Raw genomic sequence first — 14,467 nt, 5'->3', positions numbered from 1 at the left:
GCGCCCGTCAGGTGTGCGCCTCGTCGGCTTGCGTACGTGTCGGCAAGCCCCGTCCGGGAGTCATCATGGTTCACCGCTTCGTTTCTTCCTTCCCTCAGCCCCCTCGCATCACCACCCTTGCCGCGGTCGCAGCCCTTCTCTGGTTGCCCGGACTCGCCGCCGCCGATCCGATGCATCTCTCCGACATCAAAGACGCCAACGGCCAGCAACTCAGTGTCGACGACTTGCGTTCGCTAATGCCCGGCGCTCACATCACTAACGTCGTTCAGAACGGCAGCACACGCAAGTGGGTCAACGAGTCCGGTGGATCGCTCAATGCGACCAGCGACAACAAAGGCAACATCGGATCGGGTGGACGCAGTGTGCAGGTCGCGCATGCGACCGGCACCTGGTCGGTCAACGACAACGGCTCGTACTGCGTGAATCTGGAATGGCGCGCGCTCACCGAGAACTGGTGCCGCTTCATGTTCAAGGTGGGCGACAAATACTACGGCGTCACTTCTCTGGCCAACGGGGCGGCAATCGCAACCGAGTTCAGCATCGAGAAATGATCCGTCCAGCAAGCGGACGAAAAACGCCCCGGGCTGTGAACAGCACCGGGGCGCGACTTCAAGCTGCGTTTTCCGTCGTCAGCGAGGCAGTAAGGCAGTAAGGTCGCCAGGACCGCGACGACTTAGAAGTCTGTCGTCATGGACAGCAGGAACGTGCGCGGTGCTCCCAGCGTCAGGTAGTTGCTCGACGACACGCTCGACCAGTACGCCTTGTTCGTCACGTTGAGCACGCTCAGACGGAACGTCGTCGACTTGCCGTAAATCTGCGTGGCATAGCGAGCGCCCACGTCGAAGCGATCCCATGCCGGAATCGATGCCGTGTTCGCAATATTCGCGTATTCACGGCCCGTGTGAATCCAGCGCGCATTCAACGTCAGGCCCTGCACCCAGGGAATGTCGTATTCCGCACCGAGGTTGTACTGGAACGTCGGCACGCCGACCGGACGATTGCCGTTCGTCGCCGCGCTCGATTGATTGAGCAACGTGCCGTTGATGTACGACACCCCGGCGATCACGCGCACATTCTTGACCGGGCTGCCATACACCGACGCCTCGACGCCGCGATGGCGCTCAAGCCCGTCTGCCACATAGACGTTCGATGCATTCGTATAAGCCGACGGTTTTTCGATCTGGTAGAACGCAATCGATGCACCGAAACGCGCCGTGTCGTACTTCGCCCCGAATTCGATCTGCTTCGAACGATACGGCGGCAACGACTGACCGTAGTTCACGGTCCCCTGCGGCGCCGTCGTCCCTGCGGCGAGACCCTCGCTACGGTTCGCGAACAACGACACGTTCTGCCACGGCTTGACGACGATACCGAACAGCGGCGTGGTGATGGCGTCGTTGTAAGCCAACGATTGCACGCCGGTGTAACCGTAGTTGTTCACGCCGATCGACTGATGACGCACACCGACCGTGGCCAAAACGCGGTCGTTGAAGAAACCCAGCGTGTCCGACGCCGAGACGCTACGCAGCAACGTGAGCGCCGTCGTTTGCGGGTCGTTCAAATTGCCGCCCTGCGACGTCGTCGCCGGATACGCCACCTGCGGCGGATTGACGAAGCTTGTATTGAACGCGGAGGCGAACGTGAACGCAGACTGCGAGTCCAGACGCATTGCCGACGCCCCCGCAGTGAAGAAATGCGACACCGGACCGGTCGTAAAGCGACCGCGCACACCGACTTCACCGGAGAGCGCGTCTTCCTGGTGCGGTGCATTCAGACGCGTCGCCGTCACAGGGCTCGACGCGCCCTTCCACGTCGGATTCGAATACTCACCGTTCTCGTTCGTGTGACGGATACCGCCTGTGACATAGGCCGTCCAGTGCGGCAGGAAATCGTACTCGGCACGCAGAATACCGACACTGTCTTCCAGCGTGGTGTAACTCCACGACTGCGCGTAGTTCGACGTCGCCGCTGGCGGTTGCGGCAGCACGTTGCCCGAGAAGTTGTACAGCGCCCGGCCCGAACCGATGTGCTGCTTCTGATAGAGGAAGTCCGCCGACAGACGCAACTTGTCGCCGCGCCAGTCAAGTGCGACCGATGTCGTCCGCGAGTTCGAATGCTCCCGGTCAACGGCGGTCTCACCGTCACGAATCGCCTGATTCACACGAATGCCGAACTGGCCTTCGCTGCCGAAACGGCGGCCAACGTCGATGTGCGTCCCGAATTCGCCTGAACCGCTGCCGTCGATGGTCACACGGTTAAGCGGGGTGTCGTCTGCCCGCTTCAGTTGCAGATTCACACCGCCACCGATGGACGAACCGCCCGGCGACGCGCCGTTCAGAAATGCGTTCGCCCCCTTGAACAGCTCGACACGTTCGAGCGCTTCGGTCGAAACCAGCTGACGCGGCGTGATGCCATAGAGTCCGTTGAGCGAAATGTCGTCGCCCGCCAAGGTGAAGCCGCGAATCACGAACGTCTGCGCGAAGTTGCCGAAACCGCGCGACATACGGACCGACGGGTCGTTATCGAGCACGTCGGCAAGCGTGCGCGCTTGCTGATCTTCGATCATCTTCGACGTGTACGCGCTCATACTGAACGGCACATCGAGCGTGCTCTGATTGCCGAGCACCCCGAAGCTCATACCGCGTGCCACCTGTCCGCCCACATACGCTGGCTGCGGGTCGTTCGGCGACTTCTCCCGATCTCCCTGCACGGTCACCGTCGGCAATGCAACGGGACTCTGTGCGCCAGCCTGTACTGCTCCTGCTGCATCGCCCGCCTGCGCAGACTGCGCCATGACGTTGCCACCGAAAACGACCGAGCCGAAGGTCAGCGCCGTCGCGACGACAATCGGGCGCAGCGAGGGCCATTGACTTGCGCTGGGCGTGACGATACCGGCGCGAGAGACTCGGGCAAAACGGGAAGAACGGGAAGCGAGCGACATGAGGAACAACTTGTTGGAGTGCGCCCCGGCAACGGACCGATGCCTGGACTGAGAAGAGACTTGCCGGTCGGCGGCGAATCCCTTTCCACAAGAGAGGAAAACTGCGTACGCCAACGGCACCCTCGAGAGCCTCGCCGGGGCACGACGCGACATCTCAATTCGGCGAAAGTTTAATAATAATAGGAATGATTATCAATACTGTTACCAAAAACAACGGATCAGGGGCCCTGCGAATCGGGCGACGGCTTGAGGGCAAATCGGTTGCGAATCAAGCACTCATGCGGATGCGGCTGGCATTTGCGCACAGCGGTGCGAATCCCCTCACTGAACCGTTGAGGAAAACCTGTCAGTTTAGGGAGGGGAGGAAACGGAGGGGCTGGCTACCAACAGCAAGAGATATGCGACGACGCGATGGCGACGCCGTAAACGACAAAGCCCGCCAAAGTGGCGGGCTTGTGTGGCCAATCCCGGAACAGCGGGAATGGCATCCGGACTCACGGTTGGGCGCCGTCGCACGTCATCACACCGATGACGGGAATCGCCCGATAAGACGATCGACTTGCCTGGTTGCGCCAGCAGCGACCGCTCGTCCGGAAGGACTTCAGACTTGCTTAGTAACCGGCGGTTTCGAGCGCGCGGATACGTTGTTCCAGCTCAATGATGTCCTTCGACTCAGCCAGGAATGCTTCACGACGACGGCGCTCAGCAGTTTCAAACCAAGTGTTCACGACTTCAAACAGGGCGGCAAACATGACGTTTCTCCAATTCATTAGTGTGCTGCATCGCAGCAGTGCTTCGCATTATATAGGGTTTTCCCGTTAAGGGTTAGCCCCTATATGGGAAAAACCAACAAATTCTGCTAGAGCATCACCTCGAATGGAGTCAATTCCGAATAATTTATATAAAAATCAATAACATACATAAAAACAACAGTGCCAAAACGACCCGCTGCGGCATGCCGTCGCACTGCCCAATCAAAATTCGAAAGACAAAAAAAGCGCCGCTGCTGCGGCGCGTCATCCTGAAAAATGAGGCTTGCCATGTGACGGATCCGTACCGTCACATGATTGTCGCGACCTCGGCATCCTTACGGCACGTGGCGCGCGACCTGAGCATCACCGTCGCCAACCGCCCCGCCTGTGGGTGCCCCTGTGGTCGAAGTCGTCGGCACGGCGCCCGGCTGTGTCGCGGTGCCGCACGCGGCCGCTGCATTCGTCGCGCAATCGCTCTTTACGCCGAGATTGCCGGGCAGATCCGCCGATGCCAGCCCTTCCAGAATCGGACAGTCAGGGCGGTCGTCGCCATGGCAATGCATCGCGAGATGCGAGAGCGTGTCGCGCATGGCGACCAGTTCGCCGATGCGCTGGTTAAGTTCGTCCACATGGGACTGCGCGAGCGCCTTCACCTGCGCGCTGGAGCGGCCCCGATCCTGCCAGAGCGCCAGCAACTGGCGAATCTGGTCGATGCCGAAACCGAGCCGACGCGCCTGACGAATGAACCGGAGCAGATGCAGATCCTGCTCGCCATATCGTCGGTAACCTGCCTCGGAGCGAGGGCTCGGAGGCATCAGGCCGATACTCTCGTAGTACCGGATCATCTTGGCCGTCACGCCGCTGGCCTGTGCCGCTTGTCCGATGTTCATGGCTACCTCACTGGGGGGAACGAGGGTTGAACGACGGGAGAGATGAACCGTTCATGTCCTTCTCGGTATCCGACGGCACGAGTCGGGCACTGATCGGCGCATGATCGGAAATCCGTGACCAGGGGCGCCCGTGCAAGACTTGCGCCCCTTCGATATGAAAGCCGCGCGCGTAGATGCGGTCAAGTCGCAACAGCGGCAATCCACTCGGAAAACTGCGTGCCGGACGCCCGGCACTGTTCTGAAACACCTCCGTCAACGCCAGCTTCTCAGCCAGCAAACGGTCTGCCTGATTGCTCCAGTCGTTGAAATCGCCCGCGATGATCAGCGGCGCATCCGCAGGAATGGCATCGGCCACCCGCTCCGTCAACATTTCGAACTGACGCCGACGTCCCTGCCCCGCGAGCGACAAATGCACGCAGAGACAATGCAGCGGCTGAGGCAGCCCCGGCACGGCGATTTCGCAATGAAGCATGCCCCGCTTCTCGAAACTATAGGTCGTGATGTCGTGATTGTCCGATTTGACAATCGGATAACGACTCAAAATCGCATTGCCGTGGTGTCCGTGCTCATAGACCACGTTACGTCCGTAAGCATGATCGCGCCACATCGCGCCCGCTAGAAACTCGTGTTGCGGTTGTACCGGCCAGTTGGTGTGACGCACCGCGTGGCGCTGATGCATGCCCTGCACTTCCTGCAGGAAGACGAGATCCGGTGCAAGCCCCTCCAGCCCCGCGCGCAGTTCGTGGACGCGCAAGCGGTTGAACGCGGAAAAGCCCTTGTGGATGTTGTAACTCGCAATATGCAGACTATTCATAGGCGGCAGCATTGACTCCGTGCCGGAAGACAGACGATATCACCTAGATGATGTCGCTTTCGGCGAATTTCAAGTCAGGTGGAAATCCGGGCGACGCATCGGAAGGTAGCTTCCAGGACGTCGCCCCTGATCGTTTCATTATGCGCCGTTCACCTTATGCCCGTGGGAACCCTCTCAAACACCCGCCCGGCGGGCCTCCCCAACGGCATCCGACTTTCCGGCGCTACCTGCCGACGCGGAGGTCGTCTCCTGATCGGCAGGACGCCAGCGGCGCAACAACAGGGCATTACTCACGACGCTAACGCTACTGAGCGCCATCGCCGCCCCGGCAATCACCGGACTGAGCATGCCGAACGCCGCGAGCGGGATCCCCACAACGTTGTACGCAAACGCCCAGAACAGGTTCTGACGGATCTTCGACCATGTGCGACGGGACACATCGATGGCGTCGGCGACCCGCTGCGGATCGCCGCGCATCAGCGTAATACCCGCCGTCTGCATTGCGACGTCCGTGCCCGAGCCCATGGCAATGCCGACATCAGCAGCAGCCAGTGCCGGTGCATCGTTGATCCCGTCGCCGACCATGGCTACGACCGCGCCATCACGTTTGAGTTGCGCGATGACCTCCGCCTTGTGCTCCGGCAGAACATCGGCATGCACCTCGTCGAGCCCCAGCGCTGTGGCAACCGCCTTGGCGCTCCCCGCGTTATCGCCCGTCACCATCACGCAACGCACACCCAGTGCGTGCAGGCGGTCGATGGCCGGACGAGCGGTTGCCTTGAGCGTATCGCCGAACGCGAGCAACCCGAGCAGACGGCCACCGCGAGCGCGCTCGTGCGCAACATCACCCTCGACCTCCCCCATGTCAGCACCGCCGGTCTCGACCAGCCACGAGACAGTCCGTCCCTCGCCTGCCAGCCGCACGGCTTCCGACGCCAGCGCCCCCTGCGAGATACCGAGTTCGTCGAGCAGTCGCGCATTACCCAACTGGAGCGTGTGACGGCCACTTTTTTCCTGAATATCGGCCCGCATGCCGCGTCCCGGCAATGCGGCAATGTCGGAGGCGACCGGCACCGCGGAAGCCAGCCCGGCCTCCTCAGCGGCCGTCGTCACGGCCTTGGCCAGCGGGTGAGAACTTCCCGACTGCACCGCAGCAGACCAGCGCAGCAACGAGTCGGCGCTCGTCCCTTCCGCAGGCAAATGTGCGACGAGGCGGGGCTTACCTTCCGTCAACGTCCCTGTCTTGTCGAACGCCACGACGTTGATCCGGTGCGCCAGTTCCAGCGCCTCGGCGTCCTTGATCAGGATGCCTTGTCGCGCGGCCGCCCCGGTGCCGACCATGATCGCCGCGGGCGTCGCCAGTCCCAATGCACACGGACAAGCGATGACCAAGACCGCGACCGCGTTAAGCAGCGAGGCCTCGAGACCGAGCCCCAGCGCCCAACCGGCGACGACCGTCACAACGGCAATCAACACGACCACCGGAACGAAAACCGCCGCCACCCGATCCACGGCGCGCTGAATCGGCGCCTTGCCCGCCTGCGCGTCCTCGACCATACGAATGATGCGGGCCAACGCGGTGTCGGCCCCGACCGCCGTGGTTTCCACACGCAATGTGCCTGCACCGTTGATCGAACCGCCGACGACCTTGTCGCCATCGGCCTTGTCGATCGGCAGCGGCTCACCGGTCAGCAACGATTCGTCGAGCTGGCTCGCGCCGTCGCGAATCACACCGTCGACCGGCACACGCTCACCGGCGCGCACCACAACCCAGTCGCCCACCTTTACCTGTGCTAGCGGCACCGAGACTTCGCTCGCCGCGCCGTGCGGGTCACGCACGACACGTGCCGTCTCCGGACGCAGCGCCGCCAGCGCCCGAATCGCTTCCACGGTCCGCCGCTTTGCCCGCGCTTCGAGCCACTTGCCCAGCAGCACCAGCGTGATCACCGCCGCCGCCGCTTCGAAATACAGATGCGGCATGCTGCCCACCGGCGCGCGCCACCACTCATACAAGCTCAGGCCGTAAGCCGCAGATGTGCCCAACGCCACCAGCAAATCCATGTTGCCACTACCGGCACGCACCGCCTTGTAACCCGCCCGGTAGAAACGCGCGCCCAGCCAGAACTGCACGGGCGTGGCGAGCAGCCACTGCACCCACGGCGGCGGCATCAGATGCACACCGAACGGCTCGACAAGCATGGGCAGTAACAACGGCAGCGACAACACCGCGGCGACCGCCACCGGCCACCATGCCGGACCGTTCTCCGCCGATGCCGCTTGCGCAGGGTCGGTGACGACCGACGCCTCGTACCCCGCCTTCTCGACGGCAGCGCTCAGTACCGCAACATCGACCACCCCGCGCACGCCACGCACCGCCGCGCGCTCGGTCGCCAGATTCACGTTGGCTTCAACCACGCCCGGCACATTGCGCAACGCCTTCTCCACGCGCCCCGCACATGAGGCGCATGTCATGCCACCAATGGCCAGTTCGAACGATTGCTCCGCAACCTGATACCCGGCGTCGCTGACGGCGGCTTCAACCGCGCCCAGCAGCGCGGCTGGCGCGACGCCTGCCGCCGCCTCCACCGCTGCCGTTTCGGTCGCGAGGTTCACATTGGCGCTCGCCACACCGGGCGTGCGCCGCAAAGCCTTCTCCACCCGCGTCACGCACGATGCGCAGGTCATGCCTTCAATACCGACCGACCAGTTCTGAGTCATTTATAGGCCTCCACGAGGACTGTCATCATGCGTCACAGCTTAGACCTTGCCATGACAGGAAGGTCAAGCACTGTGCCGCAACTTGTCACGCATTCGGATGAAAACAGCAGAACCACACCCGTCACACTTCAACGATAGCGCTGGCGGAACCGGCCATGTTTGGGGGACGTCTGACCCGACACACGATTCGTCCGAAAAAAGCGCTTGAGCTTACCTCCATGGGAAGGTCTATGATCCATTCACCTGATCAGTGTCACCGTCAACCGAATCGTCTTTCAAGGAGAGCAACATGCAAGTCCAAGTCGAAGGTATGAGCTGCGGCCATTGCGTCAAAGCCGTCACCCGTGCGATCACCGAGCTGGATGCCGACGCGAAGGTCAACGTCGATCTGGGTGCTGGCCGCGTAGACGTTCAAAGCGACCTGTCGCCCGCAGAAGTCAGCACCGCCATCACCGATGCCGGTTATACCGTCAAGGGCACCAGCACCTGATTGAGTGACGGCTGAGCTGCGTCCAAGTTTGGCCTGAACTTCGTTCTACGGAAGTTCAACGAACTCAGCCGACGCACTAAGCCGTCTCCATCAGCCCGCATCAAACACGACCACAAGAGGCTCCCCGCGTCTTGTGGTCGATGCGCAATCCCACGCACCCCGCGCGGCCTTCCCTGCAGACCTCTCCCACCCTGTGCTACGCTCTGTCTCGCCGCATACGTAATGGCGCCGCGCAATGCGTAACTACCACGCGATGCAACGCAACGTTCGTACGGCATACACGTCTTCAGGGCGGGGTGAAAGTCCCCACCGGCGGTATGTGACATCGCGCAGTTCGCTGCGTCGTCACGAGCCCGCGAGCGCTTGTCACCGTCGCTTTCGCGACATCGGCAGGGTCAGCAGATCTGGTGCGAAGCCAGAGCCGACGGTCATAGTCCGGATGAGAGAAGATGCGTCGATACCCGCGTGCTATGGGATGCCGTCCCATGGCGACGTCCGTTCGCATGCCCCGAAAACGTTTTTCGCCCGATTGACTTACGCGAGGAGCGTTTCATGTCCACCAGTACCCGCAACACCCAAGCTGTTTCGCACGACACCGCCTCGACCGACGACCTGCATGCCTACCCCGCATTCGTCGACCTGCCGCCGGTGGAAGTCCGTCTGCCCGCTGCACTCGACGCCATGCGCGAAGGCCGCCCCGTCATTCTGATGGACGATCTGGACCGCGAGAACGAAGCCGATCTGATCGTCGCCGCAGAGAAAATCACGCCCGCCACGATGGCCATGCTGATCCGCGAATGCAGCGGCATCGTCTGCCTGTGCCTGCCGGACGAGACGCTGCGCCGCCTCGATCTGCCGCCGATGGTCGAGCAGAACCAGAGCCGTTACGGCACCGCCTTTACGGTGACGATCGAAGCGCGTCAGGGCGTGAGTACCGGCGTTTCCGCCGCCGACCGCGTCACCACGATCCGCGCTGCCATCGCCGACGACGCCCAGCCGTCCGACCTCTCCCGTCCCGGCCACGTGTTCCCGCTGCGCGCGCAGCCGGGTGGCGTGCTCACGCGTCGCGGCCACACGGAGGGCTCCGTCGACCTCGCGATCCTCGCAGGCCTGAAGCCCGCCGCCGTGCTGTGCGAACTGATGAATCCGGATGGCACGATGACGCGCGGCGCCGATATCGAGCGCTTCGCCAAGCAGCACGATCTGCCGATTCTCACCATCGACGAGTTAGCCACCTACCGCCTCAGCCACGCGCAAGCCGCCTGATCGGACGCCGCCCGCTAGTCACAGAAGGCGATAGCCCTGCGGCAACGACGCACCCCGTCGTTGCCGCGTCACTTCTATCGAGCCTTCGACGTCTTCGCCATCTATCGGTCGACGCTTCCCTCTAACGCGAAACGCACATCCGGACGCCGCGACTTCTATAATCGCTGACAAGCCGATTGCCTAGCATCATAAAAGTTACGAGGAAGACGCCATGAGCACCAAACCGGAAGCCGCCGCCGTTCTGGCCCAATGGGAAGCCGATGAAGCCGCCGTGCGTGAGCGCATCACGCGCAATGGTCCGGCGCGTTATGGCGTCGCGACGCCCTCCGACGTGATCGGCCTGACCGGCCAGGAAATCTTCGACGCGATGTTCGACGGCAAGCTGCCGTTGCCGCCGATCAGCGAGACGCTGGGTTTCATCGCCGTGGAAGTTTCCAATGGCCGCGCTGTGTTTCAGGGACGTCCGGCCCTGCCCTATTACAACCCGCTCGGTTCCATCCACGGGGGCTGGTTCGCCACGCTGCTCGACTCGGCCGTTGCGTGCGCGATCCATTCGACGCTCCCCGCCGGACGCAGCTACACCACGCTGGAACTCAAGACGAATATGGTCCGCGCCCTCACGCGCGACGTGCCTGTCGTGCGCGCCGAAGGCAAGGTCATTCAGGTGGGTCGTCAGATCGGCATCTCAGAAGGCCGCATCGTTGGGCCGGACGGCACGCTCTACGCCCACGCCACGACCACCTGCCTGATCTTCGACTTCCCGCCGAAGAAGGCGTAAGAAGCAGGCATAAGTCAGGCATCGCCCCAAAGAAAAAGCCCGCCGAGGCAATCCCCGGCGGGCTTTTTGACTTCATCGCGTGATCGACCGTCACGCCTGCGTCACTGCATCAGTGTGACGACGAACCCCCACCACCATGCTCGCCATCGGGCTGATGTTCGAGCGTCTCCTTGAGCGCGATCTGAAGCTTGGCATGCATGCGCACGAACCAGCTACGCATGATGACCGCGAGCACCAGCGTGCCCGCCACGATCAGCACGATCATCTCGGTGGACGGCAAGATGCTCGCAGAGAGCGCCGCCACCAGCAGAATGACGCCCACCATCGCGGCAATCGGCAGAATCTCGGCGACCACGCGACGCACCTCGAAGGTGTACCGGCCCGTGAGGCTCGGCGGGATCGACAACTCCACCAGTAACAACGACAGCGACTTGAGCTTGCGGTACACCGCGATCAGGAACGGCAGCGACAGCACCAGTGCCCCGCCCCAGACGACCGCACTTTGCAGGCTCGGGTCGGCGACCCACGGCTTCATCAGATCGGCAAGTCGGCGATAAAAGAACGCGCCACCGAGGAAGATCGTCACGACGAGCGCCAGATTGATCGCCACGCTCACGACGATACGACGCACGATGGTGACGAGCGCCGCGCTGTCGCCCGTCAGTTGAATGCTTTGCAGCCACTGTGTGTACTGTCCGAGCACGTAGGACAGACGCCCCGGCATCACGCGGCCCAGCCAGCCGGTGAACGGGTCGGCACCCTTGATCAGATACGGCGTGAGCAGCGTAGTGATGACCGAGACGGCCACCGCAATGGGATAAAGGAAGTCGCTGGTCACCTTCAGCGACAGGCCGAGCGACGCGATGATGAACGAAAACTCACCAATCTGCGACAGACCCATGCCCACGCGCATCGACGTGCGACCGTCCTGCCCGGAGAGGTACGAGCCCAGCCCGCACGACACGATCTTGCCGACCACCACCGCCACCGTGATCACCAGAATCGGCCAAATGTACGTGACCAGCACATGCGGGTCGAGCAACAGGCCGATGGTCACGAAGAAGACCGCACTGAACATATCGCGCAACGGCGCGACCAGCCGTTCGATGGTGTGCAACTCCCGCGCTTCGGCCATGATCGCGCCGATCAGGAACGCGCCGAGCGCCACGCTGTAACCCATCTGAATCACGAGCAGGCAGAAGCCGAAGCACAGGCCCAGCACCACGACCAGCAACATTTCGTCGCTCTTGAACTTCGCCACATAGCCGAGGATGCGCGGCACCAGCAGAATGCCCACGACCAGCGACACGACCATGAACAGCAGCAGCTTGCCCAGCGTGAAGGTGGCTTCACCCGCATCGACCTGACCGCTGATGGCGATGCCCGAGAGCAACGCGATCATGCCGATGGCGAGCACGTCTTCCACGATCAGCACGCCGAAGATCAACTGCGCGAAACGCTCGCGCTTCATGCCGAGTTCGTCGAGCGCCTTGACGATGATGGTGGTCGACGAGACGGCGAGCATTGCGCCGAGGAAGATCGAATCCATCGCCTTCCAGCCGAAAAAGCGGCCGATCTCGTAGCCGATCCAGAGCATCAGCACGATTTCGGTAATCGCCGCGACGAACGCCGTCACGCCCACCCGGGCGAGCTTGCGCAGGCTGAACTCCAGACCCAGCGAGAACATCAGGAACACGACACCGAGTTCGGCAAGGATTCCGATGGTCTTCTCGTCATGTATCAGCGCGAACGGCGGCGTGTACGGCCCGATGATCACGCCCGCCACGATGTAGCCGAGCACGACCGGCTGCCGGAACCGATTGAAGATGACCGTCACGATGCCTGCCAGCAGCATGATGACGGCCAGATCCTGAATGAAGTCGATGGCGTGATGCATCCGATACGTTCTCCCCGCAGCGCGTTGCGCCGATATTGATGTTCTTGACTCCACGTCGGTGACACGCCGCGTCTCCCCCGGGAGGCGCAGCGACAACACGAGACGTGATGCTTGATGAAGGTGGGAAGCCGGCCGTGGGCAGCGTATGAGCTGCTTGCCTGCCGGCTTGATAGACGTTGCGTTCGTTCGCCCGATTCCCTGCAAGTCCGGACGGACTGGCCGTCGAACCCGTTGCCGACGCCCTCGTATCAAAGGGCTCCGGTTCGGACACCGGAACGGAAAAGCCAACGAACATTCGGCCCAAAACGGGCGCCGAATCAATATACGCGATGGCCTGACACGCGCGCAACCCAAGATTGACGGGGGTTTTCATAAAAAATTCCCGTTTTTCGCACCCTCGCACGAAATTTTTTTTCTTGATTTTTGTCTCGCCTCCTTGTGAAATATCACACAAATATCAATTGAATTTCACTGTGTGATTCCCTGGAGTGGTCGACGTATGAGTTCCTGTTTGTCTTTCACGGTGCCCGGTGACGGCGCTGCCCTTCGTATCGATGTCAATGTCGACACCCTGATCATTGCCGGATGGGCCGGACGCGACCAGCACGCGGTCGAGCATCACATCGCCGAACTGGCGGCGCTGGGTGTGCGCCGTCCGTCGACCACGCCGTGCTTCTATCGCTTAGCTCCCGCCCTGCTCGCTCAGGACGACGCCATCGACGTCGTCGGCGAGACGAGCAGCGGCGAAGCCGAGTGCGTGCTGGTCCGTCACGGCGACGAACTGTTCGTGAGCGTCGGCTCGGACCATACCGACCGCGAGGTCGAAGCCTATGGCGTCACCGTCTCCAAGCAGGTCTGCGCCAAGCCCGTGGCCCGCGAGGCATGGCGTTTTGCCGACGTCGCAGCGCACTGGGATCAATTGGAGCTGCGTTCATGGGTAACGCGTGAGGGCGAGCGGCGTCTTTATCAGGAAGGCACGGTCGCGGGTCTGCTCTCGCCGCAGGAGCTGATGGCGAAACTCGGGCCGGACGGCTTGCCCGCAGGCGCGGCAATGTTCTGTGGCACACTCGCTGCCATTGGCGGCGTGGCTGGCGGCGAGCAGTTCGAGATCGAGCTGCACGCCCCAGTCCTCGGCCGCACGATCCGGCACCGCTACGCCACGCAGGCGCTGGCGATTGCCGACTGACTGCCCCCATCCGATGCCCAACGAGACACTTTTCGAGCCCCACCAGACGGAAGTCGCGGGCGACGCCCACCGCATGCCGCCTGAGCCGTCTATGCCTCATGACGGCCGCAGCCTGACCGAGCGCGCCTACGAAGCCATCAAGCACGACATCATCACGTTGCGTCTGCGCCCCGGCGAGACGCTCAACGAAGCGCAATTGATGCAGTCGACGGGACTGGGACGCACGCCCGTGCATCAGGCGATGCACCGTCTGGCACTCGAAGGGTTGTTGGTCATCCTGCCGCGCAAGGGAGCGATGGTCGCGCCCGTCTCGTTGAATGACGCGCTCGAAATCATCGATGTGCGCATGGTCAACGAGACGTACTGTGTCGAGCTGGCCGCCCGCGCGGCAACGCCGGAGGATCTCGCCGCCATCGAGGCCGTGCTGGCCCGCTCGCGTGAGGCCATCGCAGCGCGCGACGTCGCCGCCATGATGCGCATCGACCGCGAGTTCCATCTGGCGATTTCACGCGCATCGCGCAACCAGACGCTTGCCGAGTTGCTGCGCGGCTTGCACGAGCGCTCGCTGCGTTTCTGGTTTCTCGCCCTGTCGACGCCGAGTCATCTGGAAGGCGTCTATGAAGAACATCTCGAACTGTACGAGGCGCTGGCCGCCCATGACGGCGAACGCGCCCGGCGGGCCATTGCCCGTCATATCGAAGAATTCCGCACCCATATTCTGAAAGCGATCTGAAC

The 14,467-nt window shown here is 62.4% G+C and carries 12 protein-coding genes, 1 pseudogene and 1 riboswitch; of the genes and pseudogenes, 6 read left to right on the top strand and 7 right to left on the bottom strand.

The genetic code is table 11. From position 1 onward, the window contains the following. Window positions 1-65 precede the first annotated feature (65 nt). Entirely contained in the window at window positions 66-551 is a 486-nt protein-coding gene (locus tag ACIQWO_RS13535; RefSeq protein WP_402824527.1) for a DUF995 domain-containing protein, read from the top strand. Window positions 552-673: 122 nt separating this feature from the next. On the opposite strand, the gene ACIQWO_RS13530 is transcribed toward ACIQWO_RS13535, so the two are convergent. The 6 genes and pseudogenes from ACIQWO_RS13530 to ACIQWO_RS13505 all read right to left on the bottom strand — a co-directional run bounded on the left by ACIQWO_RS13530 (window position 674) and on the right by ACIQWO_RS13505 (window position 8,115). Further along, the gene (locus ACIQWO_RS13530) at window positions 674-2,941 is read right to left on the bottom strand and encodes a TonB-dependent receptor (RefSeq protein WP_402824524.1); all 2,268 of its coding nucleotides are present in this window, start codon (window positions 2,939-2,941) and stop codon (window positions 674-676) included. 611 nt (window positions 2,942-3,552) lie between these two features. Beyond that, the gene (locus ACIQWO_RS13525; RefSeq protein WP_072617503.1) at window positions 3,553-3,693 is read right to left on the bottom strand and encodes a DUF3563 family protein; all 141 of its coding nucleotides are present in this window, start codon (window positions 3,691-3,693) and stop codon (window positions 3,553-3,555) included. A gap of 107 nt (window positions 3,694-3,800) precedes the next feature. Beyond that, entirely contained in the window at window positions 3,801-3,983 is a 183-nt protein-coding gene (locus ACIQWO_RS13520; protein WP_402824521.1) for a hypothetical protein, read from the bottom strand. Between the two features lie 210 nt (window positions 3,984-4,193). Further along, window positions 4,194-4,583, bottom strand: a pseudogene (cueR, locus tag ACIQWO_RS13515) (Cu(I)-responsive transcriptional regulator); the annotation flags it as partial. Between the two features lie 7 nt (window positions 4,584-4,590). Next, window positions 4,591-5,397, bottom strand: coding sequence for an endonuclease/exonuclease/phosphatase family protein (locus ACIQWO_RS13510; protein ID WP_402824518.1), 807 nt, complete (start codon window positions 5,395-5,397; stop codon window positions 4,591-4,593). A gap of 174 nt (window positions 5,398-5,571) precedes the next feature. After that, window positions 5,572-8,115, bottom strand: a complete 2,544-nt coding sequence (locus tag ACIQWO_RS13505) for a heavy metal translocating P-type ATPase (RefSeq protein WP_402824515.1) — start codon at window positions 8,113-8,115, stop codon at window positions 5,572-5,574. A gap of 289 nt (window positions 8,116-8,404) precedes the next feature. Between ACIQWO_RS13505 and ACIQWO_RS13500 the strand changes: the two genes are divergently transcribed. The 3 genes from ACIQWO_RS13500 to ACIQWO_RS13490 all read left to right on the top strand — a co-directional run bounded on the left by ACIQWO_RS13500 (window position 8,405) and on the right by ACIQWO_RS13490 (window position 10,649). Then, on the top strand, window positions 8,405-8,605 hold the full coding sequence (locus tag ACIQWO_RS13500) for a heavy-metal-associated domain-containing protein (protein WP_402824511.1): 201 nt from the start codon (window positions 8,405-8,407) through the stop codon (window positions 8,603-8,605). 278 nt (window positions 8,606-8,883) lie between these two features. Next, window positions 8,884-9,060: riboswitch (FMN riboswitch) on the top strand. A gap of 97 nt (window positions 9,061-9,157) precedes the next feature. Further along, entirely contained in the window at window positions 9,158-9,871 is a 714-nt protein-coding gene (gene ribB, locus ACIQWO_RS13495) for a 3,4-dihydroxy-2-butanone-4-phosphate synthase (RefSeq protein WP_402824508.1), read from the top strand. Between the two features lie 211 nt (window positions 9,872-10,082). Continuing rightward, window positions 10,083-10,649 (top strand): hotdog fold thioesterase, encoded by a 567-nt coding sequence (locus ACIQWO_RS13490; RefSeq protein WP_402824505.1) that lies wholly within the window; start codon window positions 10,083-10,085, stop codon window positions 10,647-10,649. Between the two features lie 109 nt (window positions 10,650-10,758). Here the strand turns inward: ACIQWO_RS13490 and ACIQWO_RS13485 are convergent, their stop codons facing one another. Next, window positions 10,759-12,546: a cation:proton antiporter gene (locus tag ACIQWO_RS13485; RefSeq protein WP_402824502.1), complete on the bottom strand. Its 1,788-nt coding sequence runs from the start codon at window positions 12,544-12,546 to the stop codon at window positions 10,759-10,761. A gap of 499 nt (window positions 12,547-13,045) precedes the next feature. On the opposite strand from ACIQWO_RS13485, the gene ACIQWO_RS13480 reads away from it, so the two are divergent. Further along, window positions 13,046-13,732 (top strand): DUF2848 domain-containing protein, encoded by a 687-nt coding sequence (locus tag ACIQWO_RS13480; RefSeq protein ID WP_402824499.1) that lies wholly within the window; start codon window positions 13,046-13,048, stop codon window positions 13,730-13,732. A gap of 91 nt (window positions 13,733-13,823) precedes the next feature. Beyond that, window positions 13,824-14,465 carry a GntR family transcriptional regulator gene (locus tag ACIQWO_RS13475; RefSeq protein ID WP_402824496.1) on the top strand — a complete coding sequence of 214 codons (642 nt, stop codon included), beginning with the start codon at window positions 13,824-13,826 and terminating at the stop codon, window positions 14,463-14,465. Window positions 14,466-14,467: the final 2 nt, after the last annotated feature.

Source organism: Pandoraea sp. NPDC090278, from assembly GCF_044772185.1.
Classification (GTDB): Bacteria; Pseudomonadota; Gammaproteobacteria; order Burkholderiales; family Burkholderiaceae; genus Pandoraea.
Note: the sequence above shows the minus strand (reverse complement) of the source record. Positions and strands in the feature narration are given on the sequence as shown.

Excerpts from the sequence above, each read along its gene's own strand:
- ribB (WP_402824508.1), top strand. The coding sequence starts at position 9,158 with ATGTCCACCAGTACCCGCAACACCCAAGCTGTTTCGCACGACACCGCC.
- ACIQWO_RS13490 (WP_402824505.1), top strand. The coding sequence starts at position 10,083 with ATGAGCACCAAACCGGAAGCCGCCGCCGTTCTGGCCCAATGGGAAGCC.
- ACIQWO_RS13505 (WP_402824515.1), bottom strand. The coding sequence starts at position 8,115 with ATGACTCAGAACTGGTCGGTCGGTATTGAAGGCATGACCTGCGCATCG.
- ACIQWO_RS13510 (WP_402824518.1), bottom strand. The coding sequence starts at position 5,397 with ATGAATAGTCTGCATATTGCGAGTTACAACATCCACAAGGGCTTTTCC.
- ACIQWO_RS13500 (WP_402824511.1), top strand. The coding sequence starts at position 8,405 with ATGCAAGTCCAAGTCGAAGGTATGAGCTGCGGCCATTGCGTCAAAGCC.
- ACIQWO_RS13530 (WP_402824524.1), bottom strand. The coding sequence starts at position 2,941 with ATGTCGCTCGCTTCCCGTTCTTCCCGTTTTGCCCGAGTCTCTCGCGCC.
- ACIQWO_RS13485 (WP_402824502.1), bottom strand. The coding sequence starts at position 12,546 with ATGCATCACGCCATCGACTTCATTCAGGATCTGGCCGTCATCATGCTG.
- ACIQWO_RS13525 (WP_072617503.1), bottom strand. The coding sequence starts at position 3,693 with ATGTTTGCCGCCCTGTTTGAAGTCGTGAACACTTGGTTTGAAACTGCT.
- ACIQWO_RS13520 (WP_402824521.1), bottom strand. The coding sequence starts at position 3,983 with ATGGCAAGCCTCATTTTTCAGGATGACGCGCCGCAGCAGCGGCGCTTT.
- ACIQWO_RS13475 (WP_402824496.1), top strand. The coding sequence starts at position 13,824 with ATGCCTCATGACGGCCGCAGCCTGACCGAGCGCGCCTACGAAGCCATC.
- ACIQWO_RS13480 (WP_402824499.1), top strand. The coding sequence starts at position 13,046 with ATGAGTTCCTGTTTGTCTTTCACGGTGCCCGGTGACGGCGCTGCCCTT.
- ACIQWO_RS13535 (WP_402824527.1), top strand. The coding sequence starts at position 66 with ATGGTTCACCGCTTCGTTTCTTCCTTCCCTCAGCCCCCTCGCATCACC.